Below are 15,109 nucleotides of genomic sequence, written 5' to 3'. Positions count from 1 at the left end.
GGAGGCAAACATCGAACAGCCTTCCTTAGTTAATTAACGGTGCAGCCGTCCCTCGTTTTACACGGAGTTTCCCTAGTTCCAGGCGGGCCGCCCTTTATGGCCTAACTTGAAAGCGTTTGAACGCTTCTTCGTCCTTCGGCGCAACGTCGAGCGCAAGCGAATCGGGCGGTGTGCGGGGCATCGGGCACGGCTACTCGCCCGGCGACGGCACGTGTTGTCTGACGGCACACCAGCGGACATCTAAATCCGGCCTCGACATGGGGCGAGCTCGATCGGTTTTGAGGCAGGATGCAGACCCGCCTCAAATGTTCGAGGGTGTGCAGCCCGTACGCGTGATCTGGTCAGTGTCTGTTCATGAGCTGGCGGACAACCGCCCCGTTGAAGTGGAATATCCACCGCTCCATGATCATTCCGGCATCGGCAGGCCAAGCCGCCATGTGAGATTACGGCGCGCACGCGTCTCGCATCGCGCGTGGAAAAAATCGGTGTGATAGATGCGTGGACGCGCGAGCAGGCCGCCCAGAATCGTCCGTTCGTGCAGGTCGTACGCGCGGTCATCGAGGTCGGGGCGCTCCGCTCTGAGGCGCACCCCGTCCTCGCGAAACCGGCTGCGCGCAGCGCCGAGCACCGCGAGGTCGATGTCGCACGCGAAACGGCCGTCCAGTCCGGCCGGCACACGCGTGTGCCGCGTCGCGAGAATCATGGCGCAGATGCACTCGGACGCGGTGACACGGCCGTCGGTCCGATGCCGGAACCAGTCCGCGCTGCGCTGCTCGTTGTCCCCCGCGCCAGGAACGTAGATCACGTCGTGGCACCACAGCGCAAGCTCGACGGCATCGGGATCGGGAACCGCTGCGCGCGCCAGATCGAGATCGCGCAGGCAGCGGCGCACATGACGCAGCGTATGGTAGTGACGCGCCGGTTCCGCATAGCATCGCGCCAGATCGGCATAGACGGCCTCGGCATGTCCGCCGCCGCTGCGCGACCACAACGAGATGAAGCGCGCTTGCGTCTGGTTCATCCCCTCTCCTTTGCGCGGCGCTAGCATACGGCTGCCCTGCGCCGCCGTCATCACGATGCTCAGAGAAACTCCTTGCGGATATCGATACTCGACCGTTGGCCGATGTTCCTGTGGTGACGCGCGAGCCACGCATCGGCTTCGCGCCGCCCGTTGTCGCGCAGATCGCACAGGAAACTCCAATCGGCGTTGTACTTGCTGGACACGCTGAGCGCGCACATCGCGTCGTCGGCACGAATCGAATGGATCAGCATTTCCTTCAACTCGCCGCGCTCGATCTTGCCTTGCTGGATCAGATCGGTGACAAACGCGATCGCGCGCATCTCGCGCATCAGCGACGAGTTGAAGCTGATCTCGTTGATGCGGTTGAGGATCTCGGCCGCCGTGATCGGCACGCCGCGGCGCACAAGCGGATTGACGTGGACGATCACGACATCGCGCGTCTTGCAGTTGTAGATCAGCGGATAGATAGCCGGGTTGCCCATGTAGCCGCCGTCCCAGTAGTGCTCGCCGTCGATCGTGACCGCCTGGAACAGCGTCGGCACGCATGCCGATGCAAGCACCGCGTCCGCGCAGACATCCTCGTCCGTGAAGATGCGTATCTTCCCCGTCTCCACGTTGGTCGCGCACAGGTATAGCCGGATCGGACACTGCTTGCGCAGCGAGGCAAAGTCGACCTGGCTCTCGAGCACCTCGCGCAACGGATTCAGGTTGTGCGGATTGAACTGGTATGGCGAGAAGATGCGCAACGCCATGTCGGCGAAAGCATAGAGCGGCGAATGATCGAGCCCGAAGCTGTGCGTCCCTTTCAGCCACGGCATCCAGCGCAACGGGTTGTAGCGCTCGGCGGACTGCGCGACCGCCTGCCAGAAGTCGTGCAGCGCCTGCCGCGCACCGCTTTCGCCGCCGTTCATTATCCCGTATGCGAGCACCGCGGCGTTCATCGCGCCGGCGCTGGTCGCGCTGACACCTTCGATTGCGAGCCTGCCGTCCTCGAGCAGCCGGTCGAGCACACCCCACGTGAACGCGCCGTGCATCCCGCCGCCCTGCAAAGCCAGCGCGATCTGCCTGGGCGCTTCATCGTCGCGACGTCTTGTGTGCGCGGTCGTCATACCCCGTCTCCTCGGTCGCTGCAGATCGGCGTCAAGCACCGGGCCGCACGCCGGCGCGCCGTTCGCCGCCCGTGCATCATAGGCCGTTCATCCATCGCTCAAGGCCAGCGCATCCAGCAACGCTTTCGCGTCCTGCAGGTCGGCCGTGTCGAAGCCTTCCGTGAAGCGCCCGTACACCTCGGACAGCGCCTGCCGTGCGTCGGCCGTCTTCCCTTGCCGTTGCCACAGCCGCGCGAGGCCCGACACCGCGCGCAATTCCAGCGATCTGGCGCCCTGCCGCCGAGCCAGCGCGATCGCCTTGTGAAAACAGTCAGCGGCTTCGTCGCCGCGAGCAGGTACGCCATCCACGTCATTCGACCCGCCGGCCAACATGCTTCCCTCGAGCCGGTACAGCTCGGCCTCGTAACAATGCTCGCCGGATTTATCCACGATCGCCATGGCCTCTTCGAGCGTTTCGAGACCGGCCTCCCTGTCGCCCGCGCGCCAACAGCTCCCGGCAAGCAGAGCCAGAAAATACGGGCGCTGGTCTTCGCCACCGGCGGCCCGGTGGGCGGCCAGGCCTCGGCGCATCTGGTCGATCCCCTCCTCGGTACTGCCCTGCTCGCTCATCGCCCAGCCTCGCAGAAGGGTTCCCCACGCGAGCCAGTACGGCAAGCCGTGCTCGGTCGAGAGGGTGATGACCGCTTCGGCATGCTCGCGTGCCAGCGACGACTCGCGCCGAAGCTGATGTAACTGCGCCGCGTAAGCCAGGCTGAACGCCATACTCGGACCATAGGCAAGCTTTTGCGCGAGAGCCAGCGCCTCCAGGCTTCGCTTGCGCGCCTGATCGGGGTATCCCTGGAACCACAAGGTCAGAACCAGGTAGTTCAGCGCCCGGATGCCGGGGTCCACGCCGTGCGCGAAGACGTGGGCCTGATGCTGCTCCGGGTCGTAGATCGCAAGCGCCTGTTCCTGGTGGCTGCGAGCGGCGCCGAAGTCCCCCTGCAGGAAAAAGCACGAGCCCAGCGCGCCATGCGCCTCCATAAGCAAGCCCGGATCCTTTGCGCGCCGCGCCGTGCCGAGCATCTGCTTGCACAGTTCGTACGCGGTGGCGTGCTCCGCGCGCACCACATGGTAGATCCGCAGTCCCAGTTGTGCGGCAAAGCGCTGCGATGTATCGCCGGTCTGCTCGCACAACGCCAGCGCTCGCGTATAGGTCGCGGCGACCTCGGGCGCGCCATAGCCGCGCACGGCCATCAACGCCGGGCCCAGGGAAAGCAGCAGCGTCAGTTCCCGTTGCGCGCGTGCGGGCGTGTCGGGCAAACGCTTGAGCAGCGCCAACGCCGCGCCGAGGTGATGCATCGCATCCGGATGGGCGGCATGGCGCAGCGCTTGCTGGGCGGCACGATGCAGATACTCGACAGCCTTCGGAATGTTGCCGCTCAGGCTGTAGTGATGCGCGAGCTCGCTGCAGTAGTCCGCGATGCGCGTCGGGAACAGCGCCTCGATCGCCTGCGCGGTGCGCTCGTGCAGCGCGCTGCGACGCTCCGTGAGCAGCGAGTATCCGGCCACTTCCTGGGTCAGCGCGTGCTTGAACGAATAGTCCACTTCCGGAAAAGCGGGCCGCTCGTAGATGAACCCGGCGGCTTCCAGGTGCGCCAGCAGGCGGCGCAGATCGTCGTCCTGCGCCGCCTGATCGCCGCAAATACGCTGGATCAGGCTGAACGGAAACTCCTGACCGATCACCGCGAGGGTCTGCAGCAGTTCCTTCTCCACGATCGGGAGCCGGTCGATACGGGCGGCAAGCACGCCTTGCACGGTGGTCGGGATATGCAGCGTCGCCGGGGTCTGCTCGATCCGGTAACGGCCGGCATCACCTAGCAGCGATTTCTCCTCGGCCAGAGTCTGGACCACTTCCTCCATGAAGAACGGGTTGCCCTCCGTCTTCTCCAGGATGAGCTGCTTGAGCGGCACCAGGGTGGGATCGTCGCCGAGCAGCGCGGTCAGCAGTCCCTGCGCTTCGGCCGGGCCAAGCGGTTCGAGCCGGAGTTGGCTACAGTGGTCCGAGCGCTCCCAGGCAGGCTGGTACTCCGGCCGATAGTTCAGCAGCAGTAGAATCCGGGTTCCCGGCACATGGCCGATCAGGTACACGAGGAAGGCTTCCGTCTCGCGGTCGAGCCATTGCAGGTCCTCGAACAACAGATCGATCGGCTGATTGCGGCTCTCGCGCGCCAGAAGCTGCATGATCGCATCGAAGGTCCGGTCCCGCCGGATCTGCGGGTCCATCTGCGCCAGCGCCGAACCGGACTCGCAGATGCCAAGCAGATAGAGCACGTAAGGCACGAGATCCTCGAAACTGCGCTCGAGGGTCAGCGCCTTGCCGATGACCTTTTCCCGGCAGCGCCGCTCGTCGTCCTGCGCGGCGATCTGGAAATAGTTCTTCAGGAGCTCGATCAGCGGCAAATTGGCAAAAGCCTTGCCGTGCGATACCGAGAAAGTCTCCAGCACCAGACAGCCGCGTCGCGAACGCTCCTTGAACTCGTGGAAGAGCCGCGACTTCCCGACGCCGGCTTCACCGACCACGTCGACTACCTGTCCATGCCCTGCCCTGATCGCTTCAAGTGCCTGATTCAGGTGCTCCAATTCGCTCTCGCGGCCGACGAACCGGGCGAGACCGCGATGCGCCGCCAATTGCAGGCGCGTGCGCAGCGCGCCGGAACCCAGCACCTCGTACACCGACAGCGGCTCGGGAATGCCTTTGAGTTGGGTAGCCCCAAGAGCCTTGAACTCGAAATAGCCTTCGGCCAGCTTGTGGGTGGACTCGCTGGCGAGAATCGACGTGGGCGTGGCGATTCCCTCGATCCGCGACGCGATGTGGATCGTGTGTCCGACCGGATCGTAATCGGTGTGCAGGTCGTCCGTGCGGATCGAACGCACGACGACTTCGCCGGTGTGAACGCCCACGCGGATCTGCAGAGGAATGCCTTCCTCCAGACGGACCCGGTCGCCGTGCCGGCGCATCGCCTGCTGCATCCGCAACGCCGCGAAGAGCGCGCGCTGCGGATGGTCCTCATGGGCGATCGGCGCGCCAAACAGCGCGAGAATACCGTCGCCGAGCGACTTCGCCACGTAGCCTTCGTAGTAGTGGACGGCCTCCATCATCAGCGCGACGACGGGTTTGATCAGGCGATGCGCCACTTCCGGGTCGAGATCGTGGATCAAAGCCGTGGAACCGGCCATGTCCGCGAATAGCGCCGTGACGGTCTTGCGCTCGCCAGCGGTCTCGCCGCGCGCTTCCATCGCCGCATGTTCGGCGCGGATGCGCTCGGCAAGGTGGTGCGGCGTGTAATGGACAGGCGCGGGCGCCTCTGAAACGGATTGGGGATGAGCGGGGAATGGGGTTGCCGGCGCCTCGGTCAGCGGGGTTCCGCACTCGCTGCAGAATCGGGCGGCTGGGCCGACCTCATGTCCACAACGCGGACACATGCGTGCCAGCGTGGCCCAGCATGCTTCGCAGAATCTGGCCCCGGTGAGATTCTCAAACCCGCAGTTTGTGCAGCGCATACACCCTCTTCTGTGCCAAGGGCTAGCACTCCGACATTATGCGCCGCGTATGCGCGGATATTCATGTTCTAACGGAACTGGCGACGCCGTAGATGAACGTTGCGCGGCGGCTTCACTCCAACCGCGCGATACGGGTCCGTGGATGTCGTCGATGTCGAGGCAGGCGATGGAGGTGACCGGCGAGTTGAAGTCGGTTACCGACCGGATCAAGGCACGCAACGCGGCCACACAGTCGGACCTGCTCGATAACAGAATTGCGGAACAACAGTGTTTTTGCGGAGCGAATTTCCACACGAGAAATCGCTAAGACTGTTGGTGGGCCGGGTCGGATTCGAACCGACGGTGTCCTTTCGGAGGCGGATTATGAGTCCGCTGCCTGCAACCAGCACGGCGTCCGGCCCAAGAAAAAAAGACCCGGTCTACAAAGCCGGGCCTATTCGTTGATTGGCCGACATACTACACGAAAAAGAGGCCTCCGCAACCGCTTCGCTTGAGCGAAACAACCGGGAGGCCTCTTCAACCGCAACATCGTCGGCAATCAACACCCGCGCCGATCAATTCCCTTCGAGGAACGACTTCAGCTTGTCCGACCGGCTCGGATGACGCAGCTTGCGCAGCGCCTTGGCTTCGATCTGACGGATCCGCTCACGCGTCACGTCGAACTGCTTGCCGACTTCTTCGAGCGTGTGATCCGTGCTCATCTCGATACCGAAGCGCATGCGCAGCACCTTCGCTTCGCGCGGCGTCAGCGAGTCGAGCACGTCCTTCACGACGTCGCGCATGCTGGCGTGCAACGCGGCATCAGCCGGCGCCACCGTGTTGGTATCTTCGATGAAGTCGCCCAGATGCGAATCGTCGTCGTCACCGATCGGCGTTTCCATCGAGATCGGCTCCTTCGCGATCTTCATGATCTTGCGGATCTTGTCTTCCGGCATTTCCATCTTCTCGGCCAGCGTTGCCGGATCCGGCTCGAGGCCGGTTTCCTGCAGAATCTGACGCGAGATGCGGTTCATCTTGTTGATCGTTTCGATCATGTGAACCGGGATCCGGATGGTACGCGCCTGGTCGGCGATCGAACGCGTAATGGCCTGGCGAATCCACCACGTGGCATACGTGGAGAACTTGTAGCCGCGACGATATTCGAACTTGTCCACCGCCTTCATCAGACCGATGTTGCCTTCCTGAATCAGGTCGAGAAACTGCAGACCGCGGTTCGTGTACTTCTTCGCAATCGAGATCACGAGACGCAGGTTCGCCTCGGTCATTTCGCGCTTCGCCTGACGCGCCTTCAATTCGCCGGCCGCCATCTGGCGGTTGGTTTCCTTCAGGTCCTTCAGCGGCAGCACGACACGCGCCTGCAGATCCAGCAGACGTTGCTGCTGCTCGCGGATCGCCGGAATGTTACGCGTGAGGATCGCGCTATACGCGTGACCTTCACCGACGATCTTGTCGGCCCACTCGAGGTCCGTTTCGCTGCCCGGGAAACGCGCGATGAATTCCGCACGCGGCATACCGCACTTGTCGACCACCGTATGCAGGATCTGCCGCTCGACCTGACGCACTTCGTCCACTTGCGCGCGCAGCGTGTCGCACAGACGCTCGACCGTGCGTGCGGTGAAGCGGATCGTCATCAGTTCGTTCTGGATCGTTTCCTGTGCCTTCAGATACGACCTGGACTTGTAGCCTTCCTTCTCGAACGCGCGACGCATCTTGTCGAACCATTCGCTGATCAGCGCGAATTTTTCGAGCGACGCACGCCTGAGCGCTTCCATCTGCGCCGCGTTGGCCGTGGCTTGCGCCGCGCCGTCGTCGTCTTCTTCGTCTTCTTCGTCCTCTTCCTCGGCTTCCTCGTCTTCGCTCTCGATCGCTTCCGCTTCCTGCGCGGAGAAGCCGTCCGCGTCATCCGCGTTGGCATCGATCAGGCCGTCGACCAGTTCGTCGATCCGGATTTCCTCGTTCGCGACGCGCTCGGCCATCGCCAGGATGTCGGCGATCGTGGTCGGACACGCGGAGATGGCCATCACCATGTGCTTCAGGCCGTCTTCGATCCGCTTGGCGATTTCGATTTCGCCTTCGCGCGTGAGCAGCTCGACCGTGCCCATTTCCCGCATGTACATGCGGACCGGGTCGGTGGTGCGGCCGAATTCGGAGTCGACGGTGGAAAGCGCGACTTCCGCTTCCTCTTCCACTTCGTCGTCGGACGAAGCCGCGGGCGCGTTGTCGTTCAGCAGCAGCGTTTCGGCGTCCGGGGCCTGCTCGTACACCGCGACGCCCATGTCGTTAAACGTGCTGATGATGCCTTCGATCGCCTCGGTCTCGGTGAAGTTGTCCGGCAGGTGATCGTTGATTTCAGCGTACGTCAGGAAGCCGCGCTCCTTGCCGAGCTTGATCAGCGCGCGCAATTTGGAGCGGCGCTCTTCGAGTTCCTCGACCGTGCCCGGCTGCGACGACGCGAATGCATCTTTCAGCAGCGCTTTTTCCTTTGCACGACGATCGCGAGCCCTGACCTTTTCCACCTTGCCCGGTGCAGCGGCAGCGGTTTCTTCGGTCTGGGTTGCATCGTCATCGACGGGTACTTCATTCAGCTTTTTCGTCATGGAGTTCGCCGTACCGGCTGTAGTCTCGACTCGCGGCTGGTGGACAACAGCCGGTAGAACCGTGGATTCTGGAGCCTCGCGCACTACCGCATCGTCCTGCGCGGCAGCCGCTTCCCTTGCGCTTCTGACAACCGGCCGTTTCGCAGCCGGTGGCGTCACGGCTTTCGCCGCCCTGACCGGATCCGCTCGCGCAGCCGAACTGGTCGAGGATTTCTTCCCGGCAGCCGATGCAACACTGGCAGCAGACGTTTTTCTGGCGGAAGAAACTAGCTGGGCCTCGGTGACTTTTCTGGTCTGCTCCTTGGAGCGTGCACCTGCCGCCTGCTTTCCGCCTGTAGTCTTTGCCATCGCATCGCCTTTTCGCCTTTGCTAGGAAAACCCTTAAAAAACAAACCGCTAGAAACCTTTTATTATACCACCCAGGCTTCTGGCCTCTCCCTTACAACCCGAGCTGACGCTTCATGTCAGCACGCTTGCGATTCAGCTCCGATAGCTCCGCAAACTCTTCCGGCGTGTGCCGGGATTGCCGCGAAAGCTGCTCGAGACGATCACAATAAGCGTCGTACCGCATCTTCAAAATGGCCGCCTTCAGCTCTTCGCCGACGATCCGTTCCTGCTCGCGCCGCTCCTCGATAACGGTCGCATCCTCCGGGTCTTTCAGCAGCAAATCCCGGACGTTTTCATCATAGTCTAGAATTTTGCGAAAGATTTCCTCGAAAGTTGGGGCGTTTGCGCCATTTCGCAATAGGTCGGACAACAACTGAAACTCCGCCGAATCGCCCAGTGCACGCGCGTGCGTCGTCACTTCTTCGAACAGCTCGCCATGCCGGGTCACCGTCAGAAGCGCCTGTTCGGCGTCCTCGTCGAGCACCGCCACCGTGCGCGGATACATCACCAGATTGCGCAGCGTCTTTTCTTCAATCCCGGTCACGCTGCGCCGGTCGTTGCGAGCCGGCGCGAGACGGGCCGCGGCCGCGATGCGCGAATCCACCTCGCAAAGCGCGGCAACTTCGTCGAACGGCACGTCCAGCCGGTCCGCGAACATATGCATGATCTGTGCGCGCAGCGCGTTGGCCGGCAACGCCTGCAGCAGCGGCTTGGCGTCGAATAGCGCGCGGGCCTTGCCTTCGGGCTGATCCAGCTCCTTGCCGGTCAGCACCTCGTTGAGCATGAATTGCGACAGCGGCATGGCGCGCTCCACCTGCTCGGCGAACGCCTCGGTGCCGAATTCGCGCACATAGCTGTCCGGATCGTGCTCGGACGGCAAAAACAGGAACCGGATAGTCCGGTTGTCCGCCGCGTGCGGCAGGCAGGCATCCAGCGCACGACGCGCGGCGCGCCGGCCGGCCGCATCGCCGTCGAAACTGAAGATCACCGTGTCGGTCTGGCGCATCAGTTTCTGTACATGAATCGGCGTGCAGGCCGTACCGAGCGTGGCGACCGCGTTCTGAAACCCCAACTGGGCCAGCGCGACCACGTCCATGTAGCCCTCCACCACCAGCACGTAGTGCTGTTCGCGAATTGCCAGACGCGCTTCGAAGAGCCCGTACAGCTCGCTGCCTTTGTTAAATAGTGGCGTCTCGGGCGAATTCAAATATTTCGGCTCGCCGCCGTCCAGCACCCGACCGCCGAAGCCGATCACCTGCCCCTTCACGTTGCGGATCGGGAACATGATCCGCTCGCGAAAGCGGTCGTACCGGCGGTTCTGCCCTTGCGCGTCCGCTTTTTCGCTGACGATCACAAGCCCCGACTCGACCAAGGCATCGTCGCGATAATTGGGAAATGCCGCCTCGAGGTTCTGCCACCCATCCGGCGCGTAACCCAGACCGAAACGGGCCGCTATCTCGCCGGTCAAGCCGCGCTTCTTCAGATACTGGATCGCGACCTGCGCGCCGCGCAACTGTTTGCGATAGAAGTCGCAGGCCGTCTGCATGACATCGGAGAGTGCCGTGGTGACGGCCTTGGACGCCGCCGGCGCATAGCCGCCTGCACCACCTCCGCCGTAACCCGGCGAAGGTTCGTTCGGCACGGTCAAGCCCACCGATTGCGCGAGTTCGTTGACCGCCTCGGGAAACGAGGAGCCCACGTGCTCCATCAGAAAGCCAATGGCCGTACCGTGCGCGCCGCAGCCGAAGCAGTGATAGAACTGTTTAGTCGGACTAACGGTAAATGAAGGGCTCTTCTCGTTGTGAAACGGGCACAGCCCCATGAAGTTCGCGCCGCCCTTTTTCAGCTGCACATACCGGCCGACCACGTCGACGATATCGACGCGGTTGAGCAGGTCTTGCAGGAATGACGGTGGAATCACAGTAAATGACGCTACCTGAAAGGCTCAACGCTGCACACACCGGCGCATGACGGCGCGTGCAGACCGGACCAACGGAAATTACTTCGCGAGCGCGGCTTTGACCTGCGCCGACACCGCGGTCATGTCAGCGCGGCCAGCCAGCTTCGGCTTGAGCACGCCCATCACCTTGCCCATGTCCTGCGGGCCGGCCGCGCCGGTCTGCGCGACCGCGGCCTGAACTTCGGCAACGATTTCCGCCTCCGACATCTGTTCCGGCATATACGCGGCCAGGATTGCCAGTTCGGCCTTTTCCTTGTCGGCCAGATCCGTGCGGCCGGCGGTTTCGAACTGGCTGATCGAATCCTTGCGCTGCTTGATCATCTTGTCGATCACAGCGGTGACCGCTGCGTCGTCTAGCGTGACGCGCTCGTCGACTTCGCGTTGCTTGATCGCCGCGAGCAGCAGACGGATCGTGCCGAGACGCTCGGTCTCACGCGCCCGCATGGCGGCTTTCATATCGTCGTTGATCCGGTCCTTGAGGCTCATCACTCACCTGAATGCGTTGAAAGTTGAAAAACCAGCCGGGTCGACTGCATCAACACGAATACCCGCTTGGGGACTGCTTCCTCAAGCGGGTTGGCGCAATATGCGGAGTGGATGCGACCCTGCCGACTGGCCCGAAGGGCCGTGTTTTCCGTGATGGCACCTGTCGTGCCGCCACCGGTTGGATGTCGCCGCTCCGTTCGAGGGGAACCGCGGCAACGCCAGAATCAGTAGAACTTCTTTGGCAGCATCTGGCCACGCAGACGCTTGAAATGACGCTTCACCGCCGCCGCCTTCTTGCGCTTGCGCTCGGCCGTAGGCTTTTCGTAAAACTCACGAGCGCGAAGTTCCGTCAGCAAGCCGTTTTTCTCCATGGTGCGCTTGAAACGGCGCATGGCAACTTCAAACGGCTCGTTGTCTTTTACGCGGATGGTCGTCATTTTTTCAATAACGGAACTTTGTAAAGGTTCAGGAGTATAGCAGAGCTTTCTCACAAAGCTACTGCGCCGTCAAGCCCCCCGGGCATACTCCGCGGCCGCCTGGCCAGCCGCCACCCCCGAGGCCCACGCCCATTGGAAGTTGTAGCCGCCGAGCCAGCCGGTCACGTCGACCGCTTCGCCGATGAAGTACAGGCCGGGCGCACGCGCGCTCATCATGGTCGACGACGACAGGTCGCGCGTGTCGATGCCGCCGCTCGTCACTTCGGCTTTGCGATAGCCTTCGGTGCCGTTCGGCGTGAGCGTCCAGCGCGACAATGCCTCACCGATGCGCCGCAGCGTCTTGTCCGGCAAGTCGGCCACGCGGGCTTCGGCGGAAATCTGATGAGTCTCCAGCCAGACATGGGCGAGCCGTTGCGGCACCCATTCCGACAGCAGATTGGCAATCTGCCGTTTGGTGCCGGTCTTCGCCTCCAGCAATGCGGCGCTCGCATCACGCTCCGGCAGCAGGTTGATGTGAATCGGCTCGCCGGGATGCCAGTAGCTCGAGATTTGCAGGACGCCCGGCCCCGACAGGCCGCGGTGCGTGAGTAGCAGGTCTTCGTTGAATTCGGCGCCAGTCTTTCTGTTGCCGGTCGCCAGTTGGACTTCGAGCGACACGCCGGAGAGCGCTGCAAACGGCGCCCAGTCGGCCGGCGCGAAGGTCAGCGGGACCAGCGCGGGACGCGTGTCGATCAGCTTGTGACCGAATTGCCTGGCAAGCCGGTAGGCGAAATCGGTGGCGCCGATCTTGGGGATCGACAGCCCGCCCGTCGCGATCACGAGCGCGCGTGTGGTGATCGGACCCGACCGCGTGTCCAGCGCGAACCGGCCTTGCGCGTCCTGCCGCACCGCTTCGACCGACAGCGGCGTGCGCCACGCCACCCGGCCCGCGTCGCACTCGTCCTTCAGCACGTTGATGACCGCGTCGCTCGACTGGTCGCAGAATAGCTGTCCCTTGTGCTTCTCATGCCACGTCACGCGATGGCGCTTGAGCAGCGCCATGAAATCACGCGGCGTGTAGCGCGCGAGCGCCGAGCGGCAAAAATGCGGGTTGGCCGACAGGTAATTGGCGGGCCCCGCGTACAGGTTCGTGAAGTTGCACCGGCCGCCGCCGGAGATGCGGATCTTTTCCGCGAGGCGCTGCGAGTGGTCGATCAGCACCGCGCGACGGCCGAGTTGCCCGGCCACCGCCGCGCACATCATGCCGGCCGCGCCTGCGCCGATCACTGCGATATCGAAGGATTCCATGGGGCCGCATTGTACCCGCGCGTCTGCGTGCCCTTGGCCGCGCTGCTATACTTTCAGGCTTGCCTTTTCACTTTCGGGTGCAGGAGTGCCATCACTCGCGCGTCCGCCCAAAGCCATCCATCATGCTTGTTCTCGGCATCGAAAGCTCCTGCGACGAAACCGGTCTCGCGCTCTACGACACGCAGCGTGGCCTGCTCGCGCACGCACTGCACTCGCAGATTGCGATGCATCGGGAGTACGGCGGCGTCGTGCCGGAGCTGGCCTCGCGCGACCATATCCGGCGCGCGCTGCCCTTGCTGGAAGAGGTGCTGGAGCGCGCCGGCGCGGCGCGCGGCGACATCGATGCGATCGCCTATACACAGGGGCCGGGGCTCGCGGGCGCGCTGCTGGTCGGCGCGAGCGTCGCCAATGCGCTGGCGATGGCATGGGACAAACCCACCATCGGCATCCATCACCTCGAAGGGCACCTGCTGTCGCCGCTGCTGGTCGATGAGCCGCCGCCGTTTCCCTTCGTCGCGCTGCTGGTGTCCGGCGGCCATACGCAGCTGATGCGCGTGACGGAAGTGGGCGTCTACGAAACGCTCGGCGAAACGCTTGACGACGCCGCCGGCGAAGCGTTCGACAAGACCGCCAAACTGCTCGGCCTCGGCTATCCGGGCGGCCCGGAAGTCTCGCGCATGGCCGAATTCGGCACGCCGGGCGCGGTCGTGCTACCGCGCCCGATGCTGCATTCCGGCGACCTCGACTTCAGCTTCAGCGGCCTGAAGACCGCGGTGCTCACGCACGCGAAAAAACTCGGCGGCTCGAATATTTGCGAGCAGGCGAAAGCCGACCTGGCGCGCGGCTTCGTCGACGCCGCAGTGGAAGTTCTGGCGGCGAAATCGCTGGCGGCGCTCAAGCGGACCAAACTGAACCGGCTGGTCGTGGCTGGCGGCGTGGGTGCGAACCAACAACTGCGCGAAGCGCTTTCCGCCGCTGCGAAGAAGCGTAATTTTTATGTGCACTACCCGGACCTGTCGCTGTGCACGGACAATGGCGCGATGATCGCGCTGGCCGGCGCGTTGCGATTGCAGCGCTGGCCCGATCAATCGGCGAGAGACTACGCTTTCACGGTGAAGCCGCGCTGGGATCTGGCGTCGCTCGCGCGCTGAACCAACTATCGCGACGCCGTAAATCGACGCCGTAAAAAAAGGCCGCTTCAAACGCGGCCTTTTCCATGCAGTCATGCACGACGCGCGTATCAACCCACCCGCTTGTCCCGCTCGATCACCGCATACGCGCTGTGATTGTGAATCGACTCGAAGTTCTCCGCTTCGAGCACATACGCGACGATCCGCTCGTCCGCATTCAGGCGCTGCGCGACGTCACGCACGAGATCCTCGACGAACTTCGGGTTTTCATACGCACGTTCGGTGACGAACTTCTCGTCGGGTCGCTTGAGCAAACCCCACAGTTCACATGACGCCTGTTCTTCAGCAATGCGAACCAGTTCTTCCACCGCCACATCGCCAGCCAGTTCGGCGTTGATCGTAACGTGCGAACGCTGATTGTGCGCGCCGTACTGCGAGATCTCCTTCGAGCACGGGCACAGGCTCGTGACCGGCACCAGTACTTTCAGGAACAGGCGCGTAGCGCCGTGGCGGGCGTCGCCGGTCAATGTCACTTCGTAGTCGAGCAGACTTTGCACGCCCGACACCGGCGCGATCTTGCTCACGAAGTAAGGAAACGACACCTCGATGCGGCCAGCCTCGGCCTCGAGCTTCTCGAGCATCGCGGCGAGCAAGGTGCGGAACGTGACCGGTTCGAGCGGTGCCTTGTTCTCTTCGAGCAGCGCGACGAACCGCGACATGTGCGTGCCCTTCTGGTCAGCCGGCAGATGGACGTCGAGATTCCACGTGCCGACCGTCGGCTGCACGTCGCCGCCCTGAGTGCGCACCGTCAACGGATGACGCACACCCCTGACGCCGACGCGCTGAATCGGGATCTGACGCGAGTCGGGCGTACTTTGCACGTCGGGCATCATGAAGGCGGGATTCATTTGATTCATTCTTTGTCCTTTCAAGAAAACGCCGGGCCGCCCCAGGTTTTCCGCTCCGAAGGAAGTCCCCTTGGGGATTGCCCCGTCTGGGGGCTATCGCGAAGCGACAGGTCTGGGGATTCTCAGCAGCCGTGCGGATCAGCGCACGCAACGGCTAAACCGGCCCCTGCCAGTGTTGGATAACGGACCCGAAGGCCCGTTGATTCAAATTGGAGATTGCCACATGGCCGACATTGCATTGCGG

The 15,109-nt window shown here is 63.3% G+C and carries 10 protein-coding genes and 1 tRNA gene; 1 reads left to right on the top strand and 10 read right to left on the bottom strand.

Translation table 11 applies throughout. The features are described 5' to 3' along the window. Positions 1-406: 406 nt before the first annotated feature. The 9 genes from BN2475_RS26755 to BN2475_RS26715 all read right to left on the bottom strand — a co-directional run bounded on the left by BN2475_RS26755 (position 407) and on the right by BN2475_RS26715 (position 12,827). Positions 407-1,021, bottom strand: a complete 615-nt coding sequence (locus BN2475_RS26755) for an HD domain-containing protein (protein WP_094782502.1) — start codon at positions 1,019-1,021, stop codon at positions 407-409. A gap of 59 nt (positions 1,022-1,080) precedes the next feature. After that, positions 1,081-2,130 carry a patatin-like phospholipase family protein gene (locus BN2475_RS26750; protein ID WP_094782472.1) on the bottom strand — a complete coding sequence of 350 codons (1,050 nt, stop codon included), beginning with the start codon at positions 2,128-2,130 and terminating at the stop codon, positions 1,081-1,083. Positions 2,131-2,217: 87 nt separating this feature from the next. After that, positions 2,218-5,673, bottom strand: a complete 3,456-nt coding sequence (locus tag BN2475_RS26745; RefSeq protein WP_094782471.1) for an adenylate/guanylate cyclase domain-containing protein — start codon at positions 5,671-5,673, stop codon at positions 2,218-2,220. A 313-nt stretch (positions 5,674-5,986) separates the two neighbouring features. Next, a tRNA-Ile gene (locus BN2475_RS26740) sits at positions 5,987-6,074 on the bottom strand. A gap of 153 nt (positions 6,075-6,227) precedes the next feature. Beyond that, positions 6,228-8,618 (bottom strand): RNA polymerase sigma factor RpoD, encoded by a 2,391-nt coding sequence (rpoD, locus tag BN2475_RS26735; protein WP_094782470.1) that lies wholly within the window; start codon positions 8,616-8,618, stop codon positions 6,228-6,230. A gap of 91 nt (positions 8,619-8,709) precedes the next feature. After that, positions 8,710-10,578 carry a DNA primase gene (gene dnaG, locus BN2475_RS26730; RefSeq protein ID WP_094782469.1) on the bottom strand — a complete coding sequence of 623 codons (1,869 nt, stop codon included), beginning with the start codon at positions 10,576-10,578 and terminating at the stop codon, positions 8,710-8,712. A 78-nt stretch (positions 10,579-10,656) separates the two neighbouring features. Next, positions 10,657-11,103 carry a GatB/YqeY domain-containing protein gene (locus tag BN2475_RS26725; RefSeq protein WP_094782468.1) on the bottom strand — a complete coding sequence of 149 codons (447 nt, stop codon included), beginning with the start codon at positions 11,101-11,103 and terminating at the stop codon, positions 10,657-10,659. 224 nt (positions 11,104-11,327) lie between these two features. After that, positions 11,328-11,540, bottom strand: a complete 213-nt coding sequence (gene rpsU, locus BN2475_RS26720) for a 30S ribosomal protein S21 (RefSeq protein ID WP_028196180.1) — start codon at positions 11,538-11,540, stop codon at positions 11,328-11,330. Between the two features lie 69 nt (positions 11,541-11,609). Beyond that, a complete protein-coding gene (locus BN2475_RS26715; RefSeq protein WP_094782467.1) occupies positions 11,610-12,827 on the bottom strand; it encodes a BaiN/RdsA family NAD(P)/FAD-dependent oxidoreductase in 1,218 nt (405 codons plus the stop codon). A gap of 122 nt (positions 12,828-12,949) precedes the next feature. Here BN2475_RS26715 and tsaD point away from each other — a divergent pair, with 122 nt between their 5' ends. Further along, a complete protein-coding gene (gene tsaD, locus BN2475_RS26710) occupies positions 12,950-13,978 on the top strand; it encodes a tRNA (adenosine(37)-N6)-threonylcarbamoyltransferase complex transferase subunit TsaD (RefSeq protein WP_094782466.1) in 1,029 nt (342 codons plus the stop codon). An 89-nt stretch (positions 13,979-14,067) separates the two neighbouring features. On the opposite strand, the gene folE2 is transcribed toward tsaD, so the two are convergent. Then, positions 14,068-14,874: a GTP cyclohydrolase FolE2 gene (gene folE2, locus BN2475_RS26705; RefSeq protein ID WP_094782465.1), complete on the bottom strand. Its 807-nt coding sequence runs from the start codon at positions 14,872-14,874 to the stop codon at positions 14,068-14,070. Positions 14,875-15,109 lie beyond the last annotated feature (235 nt).

The sequence above is a fragment of the Paraburkholderia ribeironis genome (assembly GCF_900019265.1).
In the GTDB taxonomy this organism is placed as follows: domain Bacteria; phylum Pseudomonadota; class Gammaproteobacteria; order Burkholderiales; family Burkholderiaceae; genus Paraburkholderia; species Paraburkholderia ribeironis.
Note: the sequence above shows the minus strand (reverse complement) of the source record. Positions and strands in the feature narration are given on the sequence as shown.